23 protein-coding genes are annotated in these 21622 nt (G+C 55.4%); 6 read left to right on the forward strand and 17 right to left on the reverse strand.

The features are described from left to right. Positions 1 to 33: 33 nt before the first annotated feature. Complete coding sequence (locus tag AC6IZD_RS06720; RefSeq protein WP_497777531.1) at positions 34 to 342, reverse strand: co-chaperone GroES; 309 nt, start codon at positions 340 to 342, stop codon at positions 34 to 36. 350 nt (positions 343 to 692) lie between these two features. Between AC6IZD_RS06720 and AC6IZD_RS06725 the strand changes: the two genes are divergently transcribed. Further along, positions 693 to 1085, forward strand: a complete 393-nt coding sequence (locus AC6IZD_RS06725) for a carboxypeptidase-like regulatory domain-containing protein (RefSeq protein WP_497786918.1) — start codon at positions 693 to 695, stop codon at positions 1083 to 1085. A 308-nt stretch (positions 1086 to 1393) separates the two neighbouring features. Here AC6IZD_RS06725 and AC6IZD_RS06730 read toward each other — a convergent pair whose 3' ends face one another. Continuing rightward, complete coding sequence (locus AC6IZD_RS06730) at positions 1394 to 1990, reverse strand: thiamine pyrophosphate-dependent enzyme (RefSeq protein WP_497786919.1); 597 nt, start codon at positions 1988 to 1990, stop codon at positions 1394 to 1396. A gap of 627 nt (positions 1991 to 2617) precedes the next feature. Here AC6IZD_RS06730 and AC6IZD_RS06735 point away from each other — a divergent pair. Genes AC6IZD_RS06735 through AC6IZD_RS06745 form a run of 3 tightly spaced genes read left to right on the forward strand, consistent with a single transcriptional unit; the run spans position 2618 to position 5901 of the window. After that, on the forward strand, positions 2618 to 3394 hold the full coding sequence (locus tag AC6IZD_RS06735; protein ID WP_497786920.1) for a TlyA family RNA methyltransferase: 777 nt from the start codon (positions 2618 to 2620) through the stop codon (positions 3392 to 3394). Then, a complete protein-coding gene (locus tag AC6IZD_RS06740; RefSeq protein WP_497786921.1) occupies positions 3391 to 4239 on the forward strand; it encodes an NAD(+)/NADH kinase in 849 nt (282 codons plus the stop codon). The genes AC6IZD_RS06735 and AC6IZD_RS06740 overlap by 4 nt, the downstream gene beginning before the upstream one ends. 36 nt (positions 4240 to 4275) lie before the next feature. After that, positions 4276 to 5901, forward strand: coding sequence for an amidohydrolase (locus AC6IZD_RS06745; RefSeq protein WP_497786922.1), 1626 nt, complete (start codon positions 4276 to 4278; stop codon positions 5899 to 5901). A 9-nt stretch (positions 5902 to 5910) separates the two neighbouring features. Here AC6IZD_RS06745 and AC6IZD_RS06750 read toward each other — a convergent pair whose 3' ends face one another. The 3 genes from AC6IZD_RS06750 to AC6IZD_RS06760 form a co-directional block, all read right to left on the reverse strand. Next, on the reverse strand, positions 5911 to 6051 hold the full coding sequence (locus tag AC6IZD_RS06750) for a hypothetical protein (protein WP_497786923.1): 141 nt from the start codon (positions 6049 to 6051) through the stop codon (positions 5911 to 5913). A 137-nt stretch (positions 6052 to 6188) separates the two neighbouring features. Beyond that, complete coding sequence (gene lysA / locus AC6IZD_RS06755) at positions 6189 to 7499, reverse strand: diaminopimelate decarboxylase (RefSeq protein WP_497786924.1); 1311 nt, start codon at positions 7497 to 7499, stop codon at positions 6189 to 6191. Further along, the gene (locus AC6IZD_RS06760) at positions 7496 to 9274 is read right to left on the reverse strand and encodes a GAF domain-containing protein (protein ID WP_497786925.1); all 1779 of its coding nucleotides are present in this window, start codon (positions 9272 to 9274) and stop codon (positions 7496 to 7498) included. The genes lysA and AC6IZD_RS06760 overlap by 4 nt, the downstream gene beginning before the upstream one ends. Positions 9275 to 9439: 165 nt before the next feature. Here AC6IZD_RS06760 and AC6IZD_RS06765 point away from each other — a divergent pair, with 165 nt between their 5' ends. After that, a complete protein-coding gene (locus AC6IZD_RS06765) occupies positions 9440 to 9796 on the forward strand; it encodes a rhodanese-like domain-containing protein (RefSeq protein WP_497786926.1) in 357 nt (118 codons plus the stop codon). Positions 9797 to 9847: 51 nt separating this feature from the next. Continuing rightward, positions 9848 to 10561: a metal-dependent hydrolase gene (locus AC6IZD_RS06770; protein ID WP_497786927.1), complete on the forward strand. Its 714-nt coding sequence runs from the start codon at positions 9848 to 9850 to the stop codon at positions 10559 to 10561. A gap of 131 nt (positions 10562 to 10692) precedes the next feature. Here the strand turns inward: AC6IZD_RS06770 and AC6IZD_RS06775 are convergent, their stop codons facing one another. From AC6IZD_RS06775 to AC6IZD_RS06830, 12 genes are all read right to left on the reverse strand, one after another. Further along, positions 10693 to 11208: a beta-class carbonic anhydrase gene (locus AC6IZD_RS06775; RefSeq protein WP_497786928.1), complete on the reverse strand. Its 516-nt coding sequence runs from the start codon at positions 11206 to 11208 to the stop codon at positions 10693 to 10695. Positions 11209 to 11243: 35 nt separating this feature from the next. Then, positions 11244 to 12125, reverse strand: a complete 882-nt coding sequence (locus AC6IZD_RS06780) for a polyprenyl synthetase family protein (protein WP_497786929.1) — start codon at positions 12123 to 12125, stop codon at positions 11244 to 11246. Positions 12126 to 12227: 102 nt separating this feature from the next. After that, positions 12228 to 12599: a hypothetical protein gene (locus AC6IZD_RS06785; protein WP_497786930.1), complete on the reverse strand. Its 372-nt coding sequence runs from the start codon at positions 12597 to 12599 to the stop codon at positions 12228 to 12230. A 103-nt stretch (positions 12600 to 12702) separates the two neighbouring features. Next, the gene (locus AC6IZD_RS06790) at positions 12703 to 12927 is read right to left on the reverse strand and encodes an exodeoxyribonuclease VII small subunit (protein WP_497786931.1); all 225 of its coding nucleotides are present in this window, start codon (positions 12925 to 12927) and stop codon (positions 12703 to 12705) included. A gap of 107 nt (positions 12928 to 13034) precedes the next feature. Further along, positions 13035 to 14561 (reverse strand): ABC transporter substrate-binding protein, encoded by a 1527-nt coding sequence (locus tag AC6IZD_RS06795; RefSeq protein ID WP_497786932.1) that lies wholly within the window; start codon positions 14559 to 14561, stop codon positions 13035 to 13037. Next, on the reverse strand, positions 14554 to 15693 hold the full coding sequence (locus tag AC6IZD_RS06800; RefSeq protein ID WP_497786933.1) for an anhydro-N-acetylmuramic acid kinase: 1140 nt from the start codon (positions 15691 to 15693) through the stop codon (positions 14554 to 14556). Before AC6IZD_RS06800 ends, AC6IZD_RS06795 begins: the two co-directional genes overlap by 8 nt. 115 nt (positions 15694 to 15808) lie before the next feature. Beyond that, the gene (locus AC6IZD_RS06805; protein ID WP_497786934.1) at positions 15809 to 16345 is read right to left on the reverse strand and encodes an archaemetzincin family Zn-dependent metalloprotease; all 537 of its coding nucleotides are present in this window, start codon (positions 16343 to 16345) and stop codon (positions 15809 to 15811) included. Further along, positions 16342 to 17718: a sigma-54-dependent transcriptional regulator gene (locus AC6IZD_RS06810; RefSeq protein ID WP_497786935.1), complete on the reverse strand. Its 1377-nt coding sequence runs from the start codon at positions 17716 to 17718 to the stop codon at positions 16342 to 16344. The genes AC6IZD_RS06805 and AC6IZD_RS06810 overlap by 4 nt, the downstream gene beginning before the upstream one ends. Positions 17719 to 17748: 30 nt before the next feature. After that, a complete protein-coding gene (locus AC6IZD_RS06815; protein ID WP_497786936.1) occupies positions 17749 to 19392 on the reverse strand; it encodes a sensor histidine kinase in 1644 nt (547 codons plus the stop codon). Positions 19393 to 19443: 51 nt separating this feature from the next. Beyond that, positions 19444 to 20628 (reverse strand): NrfD/PsrC family molybdoenzyme membrane anchor subunit, encoded by a 1185-nt coding sequence (gene nrfD / locus AC6IZD_RS06820; RefSeq protein WP_497786937.1) that lies wholly within the window; start codon positions 20626 to 20628, stop codon positions 19444 to 19446. Beyond that, the gene (locus AC6IZD_RS06825) at positions 20625 to 21392 is read right to left on the reverse strand and encodes a 4Fe-4S dicluster domain-containing protein (RefSeq protein ID WP_497786938.1); all 768 of its coding nucleotides are present in this window, start codon (positions 21390 to 21392) and stop codon (positions 20625 to 20627) included. The genes nrfD and AC6IZD_RS06825 overlap by 4 nt, the downstream gene beginning before the upstream one ends. 82 nt (positions 21393 to 21474) lie before the next feature. Beyond that, positions 21475 to 21600, reverse strand: coding sequence for a hypothetical protein (locus AC6IZD_RS06830; protein WP_497786939.1), 126 nt, complete (start codon positions 21598 to 21600; stop codon positions 21475 to 21477). Positions 21601 to 21622 lie beyond the last annotated feature (22 nt).

The raw sequence follows: 21622 nt of genomic DNA on the forward strand, positions 1-21622 counted from the left end.
GAATCTGAATGATGGCGGCTGCTGCCGCGACAATTACTTCTCGAGAATGCCGAGAACTTCTTCTTCGCGCATGATCAGCAGCTCTTCGCCGTCGATCTTGATCTCGGTTCCAGCGTACTTGCCGAACAGGATGCGATCGCCCGGCTTCACAGCCAGCGGGAACACCTTGCCCTCATCGTTGGACTTGCCTTTGCCGACTGCGATCACTTCGCCTTCCTGCGGCTTGTCTTTTGCGGTATCAGGGATGATGATTCCGCCACGGGTCGTTTCCGCCTCTGCGATACGGCTGACGACGATACGGTCATGCAACGGTGTCAGCTTCGTTGTGAGTGCTGTTGCCATTCGGAACTCCTTTCAGGATTCGGAAGAAAAATGGTGCGGTGAAAGCCGCGACTCCAAGTGACAGGTGCAGCACCCGTGGAGGGTGATTGTTAGCACTCCTGCCACACGAGTGCTAATCTAACGTCTCCGAGCGGCAGGTGTCAAGCACTCTGAGTGTAATTCACTCAGATTTCATGGAGAATCAGAGCTGATATTTAGCGTTCGGTAAGCCTATCAGAAATCGCCATTTCCACTCTGGCCAGCCCGGAAAAAACGGCATCTGTTGCGCTATCCGGGTCTCTGACTACAATGGAACACACCAGAACTGGCACCTACTTGCCAGCATCGTGCTCTGGCCGGGAGATACTCTCATGCTTTCGAGGTTCCGTTTCACCGTTCTCATCGCAGCGCTGCTCGTTGTGCCCCTGTTGCTTGCAGGTGCCGATAAGAAGAAGAAAGCACCCGAACAGTTTTGCAAATTGAGCTTTGTGGTGCTCAGGGATTCGAGTGGTAAGCCGATCAAAAATGCCAGCGTAGTAATCCACTCGCTCCGCAAAGACGGCACCCAGGACTCAGACGGCTTTCAACTGAAAACGAATGAGGAGGGTAAGGCCTCTATCGACGACATCCCGTATGGCACACTTCGCCTGCAGGTGCTCGCCCCACGTTTTCAGACCTACGGCGAGGACATCGAGATCAACCAGGCAACACAAGAGTTGGTGATTCGCTTGAAACCACCCGCCGACCAGGTGACAATTTATTGATAAATCTTCTTCAGGATTGACAACGAACCGCGCTCTGGCAGCGCGGTTTCATTTTGCTGCGATTCAGCGCAGTAAGGTGCCCAGAATCGTCGCCTGAGTTTGTCTGCAGGTGTTTCCGGAGTGAACGACGGTTGATGCGGCTGCCAGGGACAGGACAAATACGCAAACGATCAGGAATGCCACAGCCAAGGGGATGAATTTAACTGATACTGCCCGCAACATGAGAACTATATGACTACACGCCGCCGGCTTTGTCGTGTTACGAAAGGTGAAGATTGGATTCCTCATTTGACGCGGGCCAGGGGAAATTAGAACGGCTGGTTGCCGTGCCGCACCATGTAGTCGCGCAGGTTCTCAAGTGCACTCTTGTTAGCGCCGATCCGCAGTGAAGCCAGAATACTTGGTCCGCGCTGATGGCGAGCATGATGCAAAGCTTCTGTGGTGACTCGATATGCGGCGATCGCGTCATTTGCGTCGACGCTGAATGCTGGAATTCCAAACTCGGCGGAGAGTACACGCAGATCGGTCTCGGGGCGCTTTGGTGGCAGCTCCTCGGAAATCAAAAACAGGATGGGAAGCTTGTGCCGAGACGCAAACTCGAAGGCGTTGCGGTAGTCCTTGTGTGCAGCCACAGTGTTGCCGAGTTTTCCTGCGCAAATAAGCGCAGTTGCCCTCGGGTTCTCGACTAGATCTGCGACTGCAGCAATTACTGCAGAAGTGAACGGCTTGCCCGCTGCGCGCGCGATCTTCGCATGCTTACGCATCTTGAGAGCACCCGGCGCAGGATAACCGAGTATCACTGAATCTTGATCATCGATCGCCGTGCATGCCGCGATTTCCAACACTTCACATGCGAATGCCTTGCTGCGCACGCGTGTCTTCATCGTGCTTAGTGCTTGATACATGCATCGTTGAGCTTCGGCTGGCACAAGCGAAAATGGCTTCGTGCTCGCTCTTTTGGCGGCTTTGGGGTGTTTGGCTAGCATTGGAATAGGCTTTGTAATTCTAACCTAAGTACGTTGAGAGTTGGGTGTGCGGCTAGCTTTGAATTCTCAATGTTTTCAACAAACATGTGGATATACCGGTGGGGAACCTTCGGACGAACGCGAATTGGCCAGTATCCATGCGGGTTTCTCCAATCTGCACTGAATTTGGTGCGGCCATTCTGAGTTGCACTTTCGCTCCATTTATGCGTCTGGCGCTCTTTTCAACACAAATGTGGAAATAGCAGTGACAAACCTTGGAGAACCTCGAAATGGCCCAGTGTTCATGCGGCTTTTTCCAAACTGCACACATCCAGGTGCTACTCTGGATTTGCTCACAGGGCAGATTCGCTCTCGATTCCGAGCGCGATCTGCCCTAGAGCTTTCAACACAATTGTGGAAATCACGAAGGGAAAACTGCGCAGTAGTTTGCTAGAGGCTTGTAATATTTGGCTCTGGTCCACTTTGCACTATCTGCGGTGCGACGCAGAAATCGCATCATTCTCGTCGCAATCTTTGTCAGACATTCTCGTGAGAGACTAAGGAGTCTTGAAAAAGCGAATTGACATTCTTCTGGTTGAGCGAGGATTGCTGCCTTCGCGAGAGCGAGCGCAAGCCCTGATTCTTGCTGGTCGCGTGCTTGTGAATGAACAGAAAGTTACGAAGTCTGGGCAGTCTGTTGCTGAAGATTGCGCGATTCGTCTGCTTGGAAGTGATCTGCGTTATGTCAGTCGCGGCGGGTTGAAGTTGGAAGCAGCACTCAAGCATTGGAATATTCAACTGTCTGGTGCCGCGTGCATGGATGTGGGAGCTTCGACTGGAGGTTTCACAGACTGCATGCTGCAGCACGGTGCCGCAAGCGTCCTGGCTGTCGATACAGGCTATGGACAGATCGACGCACGCCTTCGTGCCGATTCCCGCGTACGGCTACTCGAGAAGACCAACGCGCGCTATCTGGAACCGCAACAAGTGCCGGAAACGATCGAGTTCATTTCCATGGACGTTTCCTTTATCTCCGCGACACAAGTGCTTCCAGCCGTGATCGCCGCCGCACTCTCCGATAAAGGACAGCCTCGCAGAGAGCTGGTTCTGCTTGTTAAGCCACAGTTCGAGGTCGGGCGCGAAGCGGTCGGCAAGGGAGGAATCGTCCGTAGCGAGGAAGCTCAGCTCGGAGCCGTAGACAAGGTGCGCGCAGCCGTGACCTCACTCGGGGGATATGACATAGACGTCATCGATTCGCCGATTCTTGGCACAGAGGGGAATCGCGAATTCCTTCTACACGCATCTTTCTCACTCCCGCGGAGTGGAGTACAAATATCACTGTGAAGATCGCCGCCATCGTCTCGAAACCAGCCAAGCCGGAGCTGGCCGACATCGTACCGGAAGCTCTGAGGTGGCTCGCCGCCCAGGGATACCGCGTTTACATCGATCAGCAGACGGCCGCATACGAGACTAACGAGTTTGTCGTTCCTCGTTCGGAACTGGCGCGGTACTCGCCCGAATTTATCCTCGTGCTTGGTGGTGATGGAACGCTGCTCTCAGCCGCGCGAGCTATAGGACCGGCCGAAATTCCGCTGCTCGCCGTGAACTTGGGGTCTCTCGGGTTCCTGACCGAAGTCAGACTCGATGAGATGTATGCGACCCTGAAGGCTGTTGTGGAGGGACGCTGCCCGATTGAAACCCGTTCACTTCTCGACTGCAGGCTGGTACGCAATGGAGAGGAGATCGCTCGCTATCGCGCTTTGAATGATGTGGTGATCAAAAGCACGGTGGCGCGCCTCATTGGCTTTCGTCTGTGTCTGAATGGCGAGCGCGTCGTGGAATATCAAGCCGATGGAGTCATCATCTCGACTCCCACGGGTTCGACGGCGTATTCACTGGCAGCTGGAGGTCCGGTTCTTATCCCGACCGTAGAGGCGTTCGTGCTCACACCGATCTGCCCTCATTCCCTCACGCATCGTCCACTGGTTGTCAGTGACGAGTCATTCATTACTGCTCGTCTTGACAGCGGTGCTGATGGAGTCCTCAGCATTGACGGCCAGGTCGGTACTCCTGTTTCTCAAGGAGACATCATCGAGTGTCGCAGAGCAGAGTACCGCGTGAAGCTTCTCCGTATGCGGCGTCCATTCTTCGATGTATTGCGAAACAAACTCCAGTGGGGACAGCGGTAGAAAGCATTCAGGCGGGCCGGGCTTTACACTATTGGCGTGACCGCCGAACTCATCATTACCAACGCACGTGTCTGCACCGTCGACCAATCAAGACCAGCAGCGGAAGCGGTTGCCATCGTCGGCGAACGCATTGTAGCTGTCGGTTCTGCAAGAGAAGTGGATAGCTGGCGCGGCCAGCACACCCGAGTCATTGACGCTCACGGTCGCCTGCTCCTTCCCGGATTCAACGATGCACATGTTCACTTCAGTACGGGTGGAATTGATCTTGATGGCATTGATCTACGCGATTGCAGCAGCGCAGAAGAATTTGCCGCCCGCATAGAGCAACGTGCGAAGGTGACGCCTCCCGGAGAGTGGATCACTGGAGGCTCATGGGACGAACAGCGCTGGGCGAGAAACGAAAACAGGCGCGTCGAACTCCCAACGCGGCACCTGATCGACAAGGTATCAGGCGATGTTCCCGTCCTCGTAATGCGCATGGATGTTCACATGGCATTGGCGAACACTGCTGCGCTGAGGATTATTGGCATCACTCGCCAAACGCCAAATCCTCCCGGCGGTGAGATTCTTCGCGATGCTGAGGGGGAACCTACTGGCATTCTGAAAGATGCGTCGATGGTGCCTGCATTTGCAAAAGTCCCGCCAATGTCTCACGAGCGGCGGCTGTCCGCCCTACGAAGAGCGATGGCTCATGCAGCCCAATCGGGCGTCACGAGCGTGCAGGACATGAAGACCTCCTATGAGGACCTCCGTGCCTTTTCCGAACTCGCCGAAATGGGTGAGCTAACGACCCGGATCTACGCTGCTCCGCCGATTGCCATGTGGGAAGATCAGGCCAGACTCGGGTTGAGACGTGCGTTCGGATCGCCATGGCTACGACTCGGAGCGGTAAAGGCCTTTGCTGATGGCTCCATCGGTTCCAGTACTGCTTACATGTTCGATCCCTATCTGGACGCGCCTGACACGTTTGGCTTGCTCGGGGAAGACATGATTCCCATGGACAAGATCCGTGCACAGTTACGTGGGCTTGACGCAGCAAACATGCAGGCGTGTATCCATGCGATTGGCGATCGCGCAGTCTCAGCCGTACTCGACTTAGTCGCAGAACTTAGTCCGCAGAATCGCGACCGCCGTTTTCGAATTGAACATGCACAGCACGTAGCACCCAAAGACTTTGCGCGATTTGGCGAGCTAGGCGTTGTAGCCTCAATGCAGCCGTACCACGCTGTTGACGACGGCCGTTGGATTGATTCGCGCTTAAGCGCAAAAATTCTAGCGAACTCATACGCGTGGCGAACCATGCTCGAACACAACGTGCGGCTTGCCTTCGGCACCGACTGGCCAATTGCGCCTTTTGAGCCGCTGCGTAGCATTCATGCGGCAGTCACGCGCGCTACTCCCGATGGGCGCCACCCCGAGGGTTGGTATCCGGAGCAAAAGCTAACCGTAGCAGAAGCTGTAGAGGCATACACACTCGGATCGGCCTATGCAGAATTTCAGGAAAAGGAGAAGGGAAGCATCACGGCAGGTAAGTTGGCCGACCTCGTCCTGCTCAGCGAGGACATCTCTTCCATCGAGCCAGCACGTATTCAGGATGTGACCGTGGAACTCACGATCGTTGGTGGACGCGTGATATATGAGTCAGATTGGTTGCGCAACTGAGCTGCGCATCTACAGGTTGCCGCCGTCCCCCATGTCACGAGGTTCGCGAGGATGCGTGATCTCGATAGCACACAATTCCTGAAATAGCCAGAACTTGGCTTCGATCTCGCACTTTCGCGAGCAGAACACGCCTTTGCTGTGCTGTGGCAATTCGGTTCTCCCCAACTGATCACCACACCATGTGCAGGCTGTGGGGGAAGCTTCTTCCGGCTGAAACGGATCGGGTGACATCGTGGTGCAAGAGTAAGCACGCGACGTCACCCTGGGAATCCAGCAATTCTCTTAATTTATATTTCGTTTCTGACTAGGTCCTCGAACGATTCGCGCTTGCGCACCAGACGCACCTTCTTTCCGTCTACCAAAACCTCAGCAGCACGTGTGCGAGTGTTGTAGTTCGACGACAAGCTCATGCCGTAAGCACCTGCATCAAGCACTGCCAACAGGTCGCCAGATTCAACGGGAGGTAGCTCCCGGTCCCGTCCGAAAAAGTCTCCTGTCTCGCAGATCGGCCCCACAACGTCCATCACGCCATTTTTCTTGTTGCGAGGGGTAACCGGCACGATCTCATGGTGGGCACCGTAGAGCGAGGGACGAATCAGGTCATTCATGGCCGCATCGACGACTGCGAACTGCTTCCCTCCGTTCTCCTTCGAATACAGAGTGCGAGTCACAAGCGCGCCCGCCGGAGCGATGATCGACCTCCCAGGTTCCAGCAGCAAATGCAATCCTGTGCGACGCAAGGGTGTGGTTAACGCCGCTGCATAAGCCTTTACACTACGTTCAAACTCGGTATAGCTCGTGGGCTTGTTCGACTTCTCGTACCTAACTCCCAGCCCGCCACCTGCGTCGACGAAGTTGATATTGAGACCATCCGCCGTAAGATCTCGCACGAGCGCCAACACTCGCTCCATCGTTTCGGCAAATGGCTTGACGTCGGTGATTTGTGAGCCGATGTGCACGCTCACGCCAACGGGATCGAGATATGTAAATTCAGATGCTTTGCGATACAGTTCACGCGCCTCAGCGATGGGCACGCCAAACTTGTGCTGCCGCAGCCCTGTGCTGATGTACGGATGCGTCGATGCCTTCACATCGGGATTCACTCGAAACGCAACACGGGCCGTCTTCTTCAGCTTTTCAGCGCGGGCGCCCAGCAGTTTCAACTCGGCTTCGCTCTCGATGTTGAAGAGCAAAATCTGTGATTCGAGAGCTAGGTCCATCTCGTCAGCCGTCTTGCCCACGCCGGAGAAGACCACGTTTTCAGCTGCATGCTTACCCGCCAGCGCGACGCGCTGTAGTTCGCCTCCGCTAACCACATCGAAGCCGCAGCCCATCGAAGCAAGCAAGCGCAGGATCGAGATGTTCGAATTAGCTTTAACCGAATAGCAGATCGTGTGTGATTGCTTGGCAAAAGCGCGCTGGAAGGTTTCAACCCGCGCACGAATGGCGGTTGCAGAGTAAACATACAACGGTGTGCCGAAACGCCTCGCCAGGCGTTCGATTTCAATCTCGTCGCAGAGCAGTGTGCGGCCTTGCTTTCTGCCGCCAAAGGTAAAAGCCGGGGGACGCTCCTCGAGGGAGGTTTTGCGAATCTTCACTTCTTTTTGGTCGTTTCCTTGATTTTCAGCACCGCGACGGTCTGGTCATCGAACGCTTCCACGTTACCCACGAACTCGTTAACGTCCTCGAAGACGGCATTCACAATGTTGTTTGCCGATTCCTTGCAGTGGGTTTCCAGAACGCGTGCCAGCCGTTTCATGCCGTACGCAACGCCCGCTTCGTTTTGCGCGTCCGGAATGCCGTCGCTGAAGAACAGGTAGACTTCACCGGGGCGCGTGCGAAACGTAACTTCATCGTACTCTGCCGTGTTGAACAGGCCAAGAGGTATTCCGCTGATTTCCACGCGCTCTGCCTTGCCGTTCTTGCAGCGGTAAGGATGCGGAAGCCCGGAATTGGCTATTCGCAATGTGTGGTTATCGTCGTTCCAGAGGGCGTAGATGATCGAAACAAATTGCGCAGCAATGGGGCGCTCGCAAAGCGAGTGATTGATTGCCGCAAGCATCTCTGCCGCACCGGGTTCCTCGGCTGCTTCGGAACGCAGGATGCCGCTCACCAGTGCCTCGTAAATGGCCGCAGGTGCGCCCTTGCCGCTAACGTCGCCAATCGCAAGCGCTGTGAACGGCGTGCCTGCATACGGAACATAGTCGTAAAGATCGCCGCCTATTGTGCGCGCCGGAACCGAACGCGCAGCGAAATCGGCTTTCTCCAATACCGGAACCTTTTGCGGCAGCAAGCGGTACTGCAATTCGCGGGCGAGTAGCAAATCCTTTTCCAGACGATGTTCTTGCCGCTCGACTTTTTCGTACAGTCGTGCGTTCTCCATCGAGATCGCAATCTGCGCGGCCAACGTCTTCACTACGCGTGCGTGTTCTTCGGTGAAATAGTTGCGTCTCGTATGCTCGAGATCGAGAACACCGATTACCTCGCCCTTGTACACCAGAGGCACACACAGTTCGCTCATTGTTTCCGGATTGAGCGGAATATACCGATCGTCGCGAGTTACGTCTGGAGCCACGATGGCGCGATTTTGCTCCGCCGCATAACCCACTAGCCCGCGCCCGAGCGGTATCTCGTGCTTTAGCTGGACGCTTTCCTTAAAGCGCAGCGAGAACCGGTGTTGCAGTTTCGTTCGCTTGGCATTGAGCAGGAGGATCGAGAACATCTGGTAGTCGATCAACCGCAACAGCAAGTCGCCAATCCGCTTGAAGAGCTGGTCAAGATTGAGAATCGATGTGAGTTCCCGACTTATTTCGTTCAGCAGAACAAGCTGTTTTGCTTGTCGCGCCACGCGGGTGTAGAGACGTGCATTCTCTACGCCAATCGCCACACGCGATGCGATAAGCATCAGCAGGCTGCGATGTTCTTCCGTGAAGAAGTTGCTTTCGGAGGCCTCGACGTCGATCACGCCGATCGTGCGACCCTTCACGATCAGAGGAACGGCCAGCTCTGACAAAACCTTGGCACCGCTCTCGATGTATTCGGGATTATTAAGTACGTCGTTTACCAGCACAGGTTCGCCGCGTTGCGCCGCCAACCCGGTAATACCGGAACCCACCTTAACGCGAATCCGCTCTGCGACCTCGGGCGAGTGGCCGACCTGGAAGCGGATACGCAACTCCTGGCGACGCTCGTTCAGCAGCAAAATGGCAAATACGTCGTATTTGATGATGCGACGCACCATCGAAGCCACCCGGTGCATGAGGGTTTCCAAGTCGAGCGTCGTGTTCACGGCATCAGCTACCTCAAGCAGGTAGCTTTCCATGCGCTTCGACGCGTCCTCGCGCTCGTCTTGTGTGTGAGCTAGGTTCGACATTCAGATGTGTCCGGAAAACGCCTGTCGGGGGAGGCAAGAATCGTTATCTCCAAACGGCCCGACGCAGTCCCACCGCATCGAGGATTCTATCATCAGGCCAGCCGCTGGCATGGAACTCTGTTGCGGCGCTGGGGTTAAAATGTTGGGCCTGGGAGGATAAACACCATGGCGATGCCTGAATTTCAGGAGTTGGTGAAGGAAGTGAAACGCGACGTTCGCGAAATCTCAGCTTCTGAGTTGCGCGACATGCAGTCTAAGGGCGAAGACTTCTCGCTCGTTGATGTACGCGAGCCCGACGATTGGCGGCAGGGAACTATTCCCGGTGCCGCGACCATTGCCCGTGGCGTGCTCGAAATGAACATCGATCAGGTCACGACCGACAAAGATCGCAAGATTGTGCTCTACTGCGGCGGTGGCAGCCGTTCCGCGCTCGCAGCCTATATGCTTCAGCGTATGGGATTCCGTAATGTTCTATCGCTTGCGGGTGGTTACCGCGACTGGAAGGACTCCGAAACGCGTTAGCAACAGCCGCGGTTTCGCAGGCAACCAACAATCGATAGGGGAAAGTGAAAGATGCCGATCTATCTTACGTGGCTGGGACACTCCACATTCAGAATCGAAACCGAGGAAGGCAAGACCCTTCTGATTGATCCCTGGATTAAGGGGAACCCTAAGTGCCCGGAATCGGAGAAACGTCAGAAGAAAGTCGATGTGCTTCTCTGCACGCATGGACACGGTGACCACATTGGCGACGCAGTTGATGTCTGCCTTCAACACCAACCCAAGGTCATTGGGATTTATGAACTCGCTTCATGGCTTGGGAAAAGGGGTGCCAAGAATATCTCCCCGATGAACAAGGGCGGCACACAAGAAGTTGATGGCGTGAAAGTCACCATGGTTCATGCTGTGCATTCCTGCGGCATCGATGACGGTGACGGCTCATTCATCTACGGTGGCGAGGCCTGTGGATACGTCCTTGAGTTCAGCAATGGGCTGAAGCTCTATCACGCGGGGGATACGGCAGTATTCAGCGATATGCAGATCATCCATGACCTCTACGCCCCCGACTTTGCCCTGCTCCCAATGGGGGACCACTTCACGATGGGCATTCGCGAGGCAGAATATGCCTGCAAGCTGCTAAAGCCCAAGGTGGTTATTCCAATGCACTTTGGAACTTTCCCGGTGCTTACCGGAGACCCTCACAAGCTACAGCCCACGGCTCAATCCCAGCACTTCCAGCTCTGGGAGATGCAGCCCGGCGAGCGACGCGAACTCGTCCTCAAATAGCCTTTTCGGGTTGGACCGCCCAGCGCGGTCCAGCTCTCGCCAAGAGACACTAGGCGGGCCAGAGCTAAATGCTGGTCTAGGTCAGTGGGGGAAGGTCTGCGGGCGTTCAGTTCGTGTCCGGCTGTCGTGTTCTATCGTTCGCCGGAGTGTTTCCATGGAACTTCCGTAAGGTGCCCGGTCTTTACGTCGTACACGAATCCACGGATCACCAGTTCCTTACGGATCCAAGGGTGCGAAGCTAGGCGCTCCAGTTGTTCGCGCACGTTCTTGGCGACATCCTTGAAAGCGTAAAACCGAATGGGGAAGCTGGCCGGTTTGCCTGCTTTGCACTCAATCAGATCCCGCATCTCGTCTTCTGTAGCCTTCTGCAGGCCGCAATCGGTGTGGTTAATCACCATTACTTCCTGCGTGCCGAGCATGTAATGCGAAATCAGCAATGACCGGATTGCATCGTCCGTCGCGATGCCGCCTGCATTACGAATGAAATGTGCGTCGCCAAAATCGATCCCAAAAGCATGACGATCAAGTCGCGTGTCCATGCACATCAGGACTGCGAGCTTGCGCTTCGGTTCTGGAGAATACAGTGAGGCGTCATGCGTTTCCTTGTACAACGCATTCGAGGCAAGAACTTCGTCGATAACGCTCATCTGGAAGCACCTCACGCACTATAGGCTGAATAAGTCTACTTCTTTCGCTCGACCAAGTATCGCGCGATTTCCTTGAGAGTATTTGCGCGTTCGCCGAAACTGTCCAGCGTCGAGCAGGCACTCCGGATCAACTGTGCGGCCATCTCCTCGGCCTTCTCCAGCCCAAACAGTGCGGGGTACGTGACTTTCTCTGCCGCAAGATCCTTGCCTGCGGTCTTGCCAAGCTGTTCGCTCGTCTGTGTCACGTCAAGAATATCGTCCGCGATCTGGAAGGCTAGTCCTGCCGAGCGTCCAAACTCGCGCACACGCTGGACTTCCACGTTCTTAGCTTCGGCATAATAGCAGCCCGTCAGAAGGGAAGAGACGATGAGTGCTCCGGTTTTTGCGCGGTGAATGTATTCGAGCGTAGGCAGGTCGGGGCGGACGTGTTCAGATTCCAGGTCTACGACCTGTCCACCGATCATGCCCTCAATTGTTCCTGTGCCATGCGCCAGCTCTTCTATGATGCGCACCCGCGCCTCGGCTGGACACTTCAGACGCGCCATCACCTCGTATGCCTGTGTTTGCAGGGCATCTCCTGCGAGGATGGCTGTCGCTTCGCCAAAAGCCTTATGGCACGTAGGCCGCCCTCGGCGAAGATCGTCATTGTCGAGTGCTGGCAGGTCGTCGTGAACCAGCGAATAGGTATGCAGCATTTCGATCGCTGCACCCAGTTCATCCACACCGTCGGGCATGGTTCCCGCGACCATTCGTGCGGCTTCCATGCACAGAATCGGCCTAAGCCGTTTACCTCCGGCAAAGACGCTGTGGCGCATAGCCTGATGGATGGAGCTAGGGTATTGGGTGGCGGCCGGTAACAAACGTTCCAGCGCCGCGTCGGCAGTTTTCTGGCCTTGGAGCAGAATTTCTTTCAACATGGACGCTAAAAGTGTACCAGCCACTTAGCCGCTCGGCTACCACACTGTTATGGGAACACACACCAGCAAAAGGCCCTGCCGGGCGGCAGGGCTGAGCAACTCTTAGGCGGCTACCGTCAGTGGAGGCTTCACCACCGTACGCGAGGCGCGCAGTATCGAGCGGACATCCTGCGGTACGCACAGTTCCACGGCTCCCGCTTCCAGTGCCGTCGTCCACATACGTTCGTCAGGCGCGCGATGCGTACATACAATCGACAAATTGAAGAATGCGTGTGCTAGCTGGCGCACTTCTTCGACGTTTAGTAACTCTAGGTCCACTACGGCGAGCTGAGCCTGATGACGCAGCAAGAGGTTGCGCAATTCCAGCGCGTCACTTGCCACTACAATGCGCGAGAAATGTGTATGGAGCTCGTCTGCCAAATGTCTTGTGACATTCGGGTCTTTCTGAGCGACTACAACCGCAGGTGACGGCATTCTTCTCTCCCGTAGATGTACACTCCATCTGGTTTACAGATAGGTGACGGAAGGGTCTTGCGTTCCGTTTGATTTATAAGCCGCGAAGGGTCTTGCTAACGCGTCACTTAATTTCCAACTCGCCGAAGGGCTCGGCTTTCAACTTCCCGTTTTGCCTCATCAGGATCTCGATCTTTCCTTCTGCTTCTTCGAGTTCCTTGCGGCACGCGCCTGAAAGCGCTACGCCTTCTTCAAAGAGCTTCAATGACTGTTCAAGAGGAAGATCCCCACGTTCCATTTCCTTGACGATTGCTTCCAGTCTTTGGAGACAGTCTTCGAATTTCGGCAAGCCATCCTCCATGTTGCGATCATTCTACTGCAAAGCCTTAGTAGCTAGATCAAATCTTTAGTAGCTAGATCAAATCTAAGGTTAAAACGTGAGTACGTACACTCTCATCAGTGCAGTGTTGCGTAGCGCAGAAAGTCGTAGTTACCCGCGGCCGTTAGGCGTATGTTCTGCAGCCTTCGCGTGTGCACTAGTACGTTGTCGGCCCACCAGAGATTTACATACGGGAGGTCGCGATTCAGTATCTCCTGAATTTGGCGATAGACCTGTGCGCGCTGCTTCTCATCTATGGTGCGCCGCCCTTCGGCAACGAGCCGATCAACCTCAGGATTTGAATAGAACCCGCGATTAGATCGATTTGGTGGCACGCTCGACGACTCAAAAACACTTTCGAAAATGTCCGGGTCCTGATTGCTGCCCCCCACCCAGCGCATGGAATAAAGCTGGAAGGCGCCCTTGGTCACATCTGAGTAGAAGGTCGCAAACTCGTAGCTTCGAATGTCGAGGGCGATCCCTACTTCTCTCAACTGTTGCTGTAGTACGGCGCTAAGCAACCTCGTGCTCTCGTCTGTGGAGGTCTTCATCACCAGACGAAATCTCACTCCAGTAGAGTCCGCGTGCAGTCCTGCCTTGTCCAGTAATTCGCGTGCCTTCGCCGGATCGTGCGGATAGTCTTTGGCATTTTTGTCGTACGCCCAGTGCTGAGGCGGGAGGATGCTGTTTGCAGGCCGCGCCATATCTCGCCAGAGATAGTGGATCAGAGTCTCTCGGTCGATGGCATATGCCAGCGCCTGCCGCACAAGGTCATTCTTCAGAATGGGATCTCGCAGGTTCATTGCAACATACTGATAGCTGGTGCCGGGAGCGCGCTCTACAACGAGCTGCTTCTGCTGCGCCAGCACTGGAATAGTGTCTCCGGGCAGTGCATTGATTTCCGCGTCGGCTGAACCTTTACGCAACTCAAGAGCTCTAGTCGTAGCATCTGGAACAACACTGAATCGCACTCGCGCGAGTTCCGCCTTGTCGCCCCAGTACTGGTCATAGCGCTCGATCACGACTTCGCGATCCGGAGCCTCGGACACGAATCGAAACGGCCCTGTCCCAATCGGGTGATGTCCGAGTTCGTCCCCCGAACCTGCAGGTACAACCCCCATTGCTCCGTCGGACAAATTCCACAGCAACGCCGCGTAGGGTTCCTTGAGCCGGATCACTACCGTGTTGGCGTCAGGAGCCTCCACGCGATCTACGTAGCGGTATGCATTTGTTTTCGCAGACCGAATCTTCCCGCTCAGCAAAGAATCCAGCGTCCATTTCACGTCTGCGGATGTGAGCGGCTGCCCGTTGTGGAAGTGCACTTCGCGCCGAAGGTGAAAAACGTAAGTAAGCGGATCGGAAATCTCCCAGCTCTCGGCAAGGCGTGGTTGCAATTCAAAGTTCTCATCGCGCCGGACCAAGCCCTCGAAGATCAACTCTCCTATTCTTTCGGACTGAGCGTCGGTGCCGATTCGCGGATCCAGATTCAGCGGAGCGCTCTCAATCAACATCACCGCTGTGTTCGCATCGGGCTTACGATCCGAGCACGAGCTCATCCCCAGGCAGAGCACGACGCCCGCCAGGGCGAGCGTGAACCTACGCATAGCTCACCTTCCCAAGGATCACCTCTCGAGCGGCTCCAGTCGCTCCGGGAACGTTCGACGGCCTGCGGTGCCAACTCTCATATGCAAGTACCGCAAATGCGATCGCCTCTTTCGCTTGCGAGGGCACTCCGGCAGCGTCGGTCGTCTTGACCTCCATTCCAAGCTCACCCAGTTCTCTGCGAAGCATCTCCATCATCGTGTGATTCTGAGTCCCACCGCCCGAAGCAAACAAATCGTGATATTTCGCAGTTCGCGACAGATCTCTCACGGCGTGCCCAATTGATTTCGCCGTTAGCGCCGTAGCCGTCGCGATCACATCATGCTTGTCCGCATCACCGCAGTGCCGCAGAAATTCCTCGACGTACTCTCTCCCGAATTCCTCACGTCCGGCGGTTCGCGGCCCAGAGCGGTGGAAGAATGGATTTTGCATCAGTTCTGCGAGCAGATCGTCGAGCACTTTCCCTTGTGCTGCCAGCTTGCCCCCGTCGTCGAAGGGAACACCGAAGAGCCTTTCGCACAGCGCATCGATGACCATATTTCCCGGGCCAGTATCGAAGGCGCACAACTCGGAAGCCTTTGCTCCTGCGGGGATGGCGGTCAGGTTTCCGATCCCACCGATGTTCTGCACGATTCTTCCTCTTCGAGCGTGCCGGAAGACGATCATGTCGAGAAAGGGAACCAATGGCGCGCCGGCGCCGCCTGCTGCCATATCGGCAGGACGAAAATCGGTCACCGCGGGAATTCCAAGTCGGGTAGCAAGCACCGAGCCGTCACCGATTTGCCAGGTACATGCAACCTGCTGTCCTAGATACTCCGCAGGCGTGCCCTGATGATAGATTGTCTGCCCGTGGCACCCTACCAGTTCACACTCAACTCCGGCCTGCGTCTGCGTGGATTTCACGCACTCCGCATAAATCTCTGCGAGGCGGAAGTTCATCCTCGCCAACTCGCTGACGGCGATGTCTTGAGCATTCATTGCGTTGAGCACCGCGTTGCGGACGGCCGAAGGGTAGGGAAATGAGGAATGTTGTATGAGTTCGAACTTCGTGCGAAGTCCTCGTCCGGTCAGGCGCACGATAGCAACATCGACGCCATCGGCAGAGGTTCCACTCATCACTCCGGCGACAATCAAGTTCAGCGCTCCTCAGCTAGAAGTGTCTAGTTTGTCAGAAAGGCCGATTGTACTATTCACGGCCTTGCTCACTGAACATCGAAATTTGCAGAGATGTGTATCCGGAGGCGAGTACCTATTTGCTAAGTGTCGCACGGGCTTTCGCAGCGCAATCCTCGCAGAATGTATGTTCCTTGAGGTCTATCCACTCAACCGCATGCGAACTCGACATCACGCAGCTATAGTCGTCGCAGTGGTGGAGTTCTAGCGTGTGGCCCAGTTCGTGAATTGATTCGATCAGCAACCGGCGTGCGAGCAAGTTCGTGTCCGTAGGAAGGCCATAGAACTCCTGCCGGAGGCGGGCGTAAGAGACAACGGAGCACTTGCCACCCATCTGAGCCTCCCCGAATACAAAGGTCAGAATAGGAATGTAGAGATCGACAGGCGTCACGCCCAGCAAGCGCCAGGTCTTCCATGTCGTGTACTGCTGCATCCTCCCCAGCAGTTCGCTGGAGTGGTACTGGCCACGTTCGACGTGGAATGCGAAATCGGGCCGCAACGGGGGACTCAGAATCTCGCACCGAATCTGGAACGCTTCGGAGAGTTCTGAGCGTAACCAGTCGAGCATCGGTTCATGTGGTCCCCCGATGGGAAGTAACTGTAAAACCTTCATCGAGTCTCAGACGCAGCTAATGCCTGCTTGCTCCAGCCATACTTCTTCAACTTATGGTGCAGCGTGACGCGGTCAATGTCCAGAATTTCGGCAGCCCGTGTCTGGTTGCCGCCGCATTCATCCAGAACTCGGAGAATATGGCTCTTTTCTATATCGTCCAGCGAACGCGATTCCATCAGAGGCGTTGCAGTAGTAGCGTGCGGTTGGATGGTGAAATCGCGCTCGCGCAGCTCTGGTTCCTGAGAAACCACCATTGCGCGCTCGACTGCATTCTCCAGTTCGCGGATATTTCCCGGCCAGTTGTACTGTTGCAGCATATCCATGGCGCGCGGGCTCACCCGCAAGATTTTCTTGTTCATCTCACGCGAGAACTTACGCACAAAGTGATCGGCTAGCAAAGGAATATCGTCGCGGCGCTCGCGAAGCGGCGGCAACTCAATGCGGAATACATTCAGTCGGTAATAGAGATCTGGGCGGAAACGCCCCTCCTCGATTTGCTGCTCCAGAGGCTTGTTTGTTGCGGCGACACACCGAAAATCAACTTTGATGGATGTATTTCCACCGACGCGCACGATCTCGCGCTCCTGCAGCACGCGCAGCAAATCGGTTTGCGTCCTAAGGCTGATGTCGCCAATCTCGTCCAGGAAGACCGTGCCGCCCTCGGCTACCTCAAACTTGCCCTTCTTGCGATATTGCGCCCCGGTAAACGCTCCCTTTTCGTGTCCGAATAATTCACTCTCAAGCAACGTCTCCGTCAAGGCACCGCAGTGAATTGCGACTAATGGATGATAGCGTCTTGGACTTGCGAAATGAATGGCTCTCGCCACCAGCTCTTTGCCCGTTCCGCTTTCGCCTGTAATGAGTACGGTGGCATCTGTCGGTCCAACCGTCTCGATAGCCTCAAACACCCGCTTCATCGCGGCACTCTGCCCAACCATGTTGTCCGGACGTACTGCCGCATCCACCTGCTCGCGTAACCGCACGTTCTCTTCTCGCGCCTTTCGATGCGACAATGCGTTCTGCATCAAATGCGCGATCTCATCCGGATCGAGTGGTTTCGTGACATAGTCATATGCACCGTTTTTTAGTGCTGCGACTGCTGTTTCCACCGAAGCGTAGCCGGTCATCATTATCACAATCAGGTTCGGATCGAGTTCGTGAATTCGCTTTTGCAACTCGATTCCATCCGTCCCGCGCATCTTGATGTCGAGCAATGCGATATCCCAGGGATGCTCGGCAAGGCGCAACAGAGCCTCGCTTGCGTTCTCCGCCGTGCCAACTTCGTATCCCTCTTCGCGGAACCACTTGTTCAGCGAATCCCGAACGCTCAACTCGTCATCTACGATCAGCAAACGACCTTTGATCTCGCTCACGTTTCCCGCTCCCGCGCTTGCGCGCCGTGCTTACGCGCCGGTTGAAGCCTGTGCCCGCGCTTGGCTCGTTTGACCCGCGCGCACTGGCAATATGATCCGGAAAGTGGTTCCAACGCCGAGTTCGGAAGTAACTTCGATGTGCCCCCCGTGACGCTCCACAATCCCCTTTGAAACGGCAAGCCCCAGTCCAACACCCTTGCCGACTTCTTTCGTCGTTGTGAAGGGATCGAATATCTGTGGCATTATTTCCGGCGGAATACCCACGCCGTCGTCTCTAACCTGTAGTTCTAGTTGTTCGCCACCTGGCAGGACGCGGGTTGAGACCCATAGATTTCCCCCGTGCGGCATCGCGTCGATAGCGTTGATCACCATCGCGAGTGCCACCTGCTCAAGTTGCGCAGCGTCACACTGCAGTGGCGGCAGATTGCGGTCTAAATCAACCTGCAACAGTACGCCGCTCATCTCAGCCTTGTGCTCGGCCAGGCGGATCGTCCTTGCGATCACCATGTTCAAATCCGAGAGGCTAATGTTCATGGGAGCTGTGCGTGAAAAGGAGAGTAGGTTCTGCAGCAGCTCCCCACAACGCTTGCTCTCACTCGCGATCAGGTCCAGTGACTCGACCGACTCTTTCTTCTGCTCGTCACTGACGATCCCGCGTACGATCCACTTTTTCAGTAGCTTCGCATACGTAAGAATGCCAGCCAGCGGGTTATTGATCTCATGGGCAATCACTGCTGACATCTTGCCGATTGCAATCATGCGTTCGACCTGTAGCATCTGCTGCTGAGTTTTCTGCAACTCGCTGGTTTTCTGCTCAACTCTATGTTCCAGAGTGTGTGCCCAGCTTGTGATTTCGCGCTGTGCCGCTTGCAACTGGCTGCTCATGCTGTTGAACGCTATAGCAAGCGCACCAAGCTCATCGGCGGACTCCACTTTGATCTGATAGCCCAGTTCGCCCTGCGTGAGATGTTCAGTGCCTTCCCGCAAGCGCTTCAGTGGAGTGTGCAGCACGGTGCGAATCGCCAGCCACACAAGCAGCGCGACAAATGCACTTCCCACCAGAAGCACAATGACCACCCACATCGTGCTCTGTGCGAGACTTGCATCTTCGTGCTGGAGTGAGAGCCCAGTGTCCAGAATGCCGAGCACGTGCTGCGTTGGGGGATGCGCGTGGCACGCTGCGTTTGAACATTCGGGCTTGTTCATGATCGGCGTAATTACGCCAAGTACTCGGTGCTTGCCGCTATCGCCTTCTGCCTCATAGATTCGGAAGCGTGAGCGGAGCATTGGATTGCCGTTGCCCTGATGACATGCAAGGCACTGTGCGCTGTTGATCTGGAGGGTTGTTCCGGCCTCCCGAGGATCGCTTGAGAATGAAACCTGGCCGCTGCGGTTAATTATTCGAATGCCTTGAATCTCACTATGATTGCCGATTTCGCGTATGGTCTGGTTCAAGCCTTCGCGATCGTTGGACATCATCGAATGCGTGGTGCTGGCCCGAACGAAGTCGCTGATTTCTATCGCCTGCTCCAGTGATACCTCTTCCAGATCGTGCCGGTGCAGGCGGATGTTGATATATCCCAGCAATGCCGAACCACAGACGAGGCACGCCAACAGCAACACGAGCAATTTGGTGCTGACGTGTTTGACTCGTGATTCGAGACGCTGAAGCATGGTTTCTCCAGTGAAATTGCGGGAGTGCTTACGGGCACTCCCGCACCGTATTTAGTCAGCCAACGCAGGCTCAGGCTCTGCGTCGGTAGCTCCATCAAGGGCCTTCTTCTGTGCCTTCAACGGAACTGCCTGATGCTCATCTTCAAAGATGGGCAGGTACTTAACGCACATCGCAAAGATGAAGAATCCCATCGCGCAGATCATCACGGTGATCATCGCTTCGGTCCACTTCGGGACATAGTGAATCCCCGCCGACCGCTCAAGTCCCGTAATGCCCACGTTCATGCGGTTGGTCACAAATCCCAGCAGCGAGATGACCGAGGCCACATACAGACCAGTGCCACTCAGTCTCACCTTGCGGAACGAGAGAAGGAACAAAGGAATCACCAGCGCCATCAGCAATTCGGCCCAAAGGAAATAGGCTTCGTAGCTGGGATGGAAGATCGCGCGTAGCTGGTCGCGATGGTAGTAGTCTTCGAACCTCAGCAGCGCATATACCCACAACGAGACATACAGAATCGCGCCGAGTTCCTGAAGAACTGGTAACTCCAGTGCGCGGCCAAATGCACGCGAACTGACAGACGATTCAAAGATCGTCATTGCCAATCCCACGCACACGGCCGAAATGAAGAAGAAGAACGGCAGCGCCGGAGAATACCAGAATGGGTGTAGCTTCTCAGGCATGATCAGGAAGAGGGAGCCCAGTGAGGACTGGTGCAGTGTCGAGAGCAGGATGCCGAGGATGACCAGCGGCACCATGCAGGCGCGGACGATCTTCAACGGCTTCTCGAGGTTGAAGCGTTCCAACACTGCGGCTGAGAATTCGAACGCCAGCACCGTCGTGTAGAACATGACGCAGCAACCGACTTCGAACATCACCGAGTGCACGTTCATGTAAAGTATTTGGTGCCAGATGAACCAGGGACGGCCAAGGTCAACCAGCAAGCCAACAATGAACAGAACATAGCCCAGGAATGCGGTAAGCACTGCGGGGCGTGCAATAACGTGCAACCGTTCTACGTTGAGAACATAGACTGTGCCGGTTACGACGAAGGCACCCGCGGCCAGCATCACTCCGCAGAGGCAGTCAAAGCCGATCCAGATTCCCCACGGGAATGTGTCATTCAAGTTTGAGACTGCGCCTAATCCTTGGCTGTAGCGCACTGCCATTGCGTACAGGCCGAGGACCATGATGATGCAGAAAACAACCTTCCAGAAGGTCCACTTAATCTTCATTTCGTACCTCCCTGCTGGTTGTCTCCTTCAGCCAGCGAAACTGCCTCGCGGCGATGCGTGATCCAATAAACGCCGCCTAACACCAACGCCCATAGCGGAACAAAGTCGGGGATCTTCGAGAGGATGCGGAACGTGTAATCCGGCATCGCCGTGTCACCCAGCTTCTTTGAGGAGGGAAGTCCATAGGACTCGAACGCAACGGAGGAGAGCATCAGAACCGATGTTCCACCCACTTCGTTCAGACCATAGATATGCGGAACGTAGTTGTCGGGATTCTGACGGAGACGATCTTTTGCTTCCGCAATCAGAGCATCGCGATCGCCAAACTTGGTCGCGCCCGTCGGGCAAGCTTCGGCGCAAGCCGTCGGAAGTCCCTTCGCGACACGGTCGGGACACATAATGCACTTGCGTACGCGTGGATTCAGTTTGCCCCATTCATACTTGGGCTGACCAAATGCACAGGCCACCATGCAATACCGGCAACCGATGCATTTGTAGACGTCGTAAACCACCGGGCCGTCCTTTGTCTTGTGCAGGGCGCCCACAGGACACGCGGAAGCGCACGCCGGCTCTTCGCAATGCATACACAGCCGACGCATATATTTGTCGTTATTCGCGAGAACAACCGTAAATTTGTGGTCCGATTGAACGGATTCCGCTGCGACCTTGTCATCGTAGGGGAGTTCGTTCTGCTGGGCACATGCGGTCTCGCACTGCTTGCAGCCGATGCATTGGGTAGCATCGTAAAGAATTGCCTTGCTCATAAGATCTCCGCACCGCTAACGGCTGGCATATCCATGTCAGTCGGATTCTTTACACTTGGCGTGGGATCTAGGCGGGATTGAACTACAGACAGAGTCGCTCGGTGATCACGATCTTTCGTTGATCACCTTCACGCAGGCCAGCGGTTCGCGCCGCTGTGGTCGAGCGTGCAGTGGCTCCGGCATCAAGGGCGCCCGAATTCCACATCACACATACTTCCGCCGGGGTAATC

This window comes from Koromonas humicola, from assembly GCF_059726255.1.

Coding starts and splice junctions, on each gene's coding strand:
- AC6IZD_RS06720 (WP_497777531.1), bottom strand. CDS start 342: ATGGCAACAGCACTCACAACGAAGCTGACACCGTTGCATGACCGTATC.
- nrfD (WP_497786937.1), bottom strand. CDS start 20,628: ATGAAGATTAAGTGGACCTTCTGGAAGGTTGTTTTCTGCATCATCATG.
- AC6IZD_RS06780 (WP_497786929.1), bottom strand. CDS start 12,125: ATGTTGAAAGAAATTCTGCTCCAAGGCCAGAAAACTGCCGACGCGGCG.
- AC6IZD_RS06725 (WP_497786918.1), top strand. CDS start 693: ATGCTTTCGAGGTTCCGTTTCACCGTTCTCATCGCAGCGCTGCTCGTT.
- AC6IZD_RS06795 (WP_497786932.1), bottom strand. CDS start 14,561: ATGCGTAGGTTCACGCTCGCCCTGGCGGGCGTCGTGCTCTGCCTGGGG.
- AC6IZD_RS06775 (WP_497786928.1), bottom strand. CDS start 11,208: ATGAGCGTTATCGACGAAGTTCTTGCCTCGAATGCGTTGTACAAGGAA.
- AC6IZD_RS06765 (WP_497786926.1), top strand. CDS start 9,440: ATGGCGATGCCTGAATTTCAGGAGTTGGTGAAGGAAGTGAAACGCGAC.
- AC6IZD_RS06785 (WP_497786930.1), bottom strand. CDS start 12,599: ATGCCGTCACCTGCGGTTGTAGTCGCTCAGAAAGACCCGAATGTCACA.
- AC6IZD_RS06760 (WP_497786925.1), bottom strand. CDS start 9,274: ATGTCGAACCTAGCTCACACACAAGACGAGCGCGAGGACGCGTCGAAG.
- AC6IZD_RS06825 (WP_497786938.1), bottom strand. CDS start 21,392: ATGAGCAAGGCAATTCTTTACGATGCTACCCAATGCATCGGCTGCAAG.
- AC6IZD_RS06815 (WP_497786936.1), bottom strand. CDS start 19,392: ATGCTTCAGCGTCTCGAATCACGAGTCAAACACGTCAGCACCAAATTG.
- AC6IZD_RS06770 (WP_497786927.1), top strand. CDS start 9,848: ATGCCGATCTATCTTACGTGGCTGGGACACTCCACATTCAGAATCGAA.
- AC6IZD_RS06805 (WP_497786934.1), bottom strand. CDS start 16,345: ATGAAGGTTTTACAGTTACTTCCCATCGGGGGACCACATGAACCGATG.
- AC6IZD_RS06730 (WP_497786919.1), bottom strand. CDS start 1,990: ATGTATCAAGCACTAAGCACGATGAAGACACGCGTGCGCAGCAAGGCA.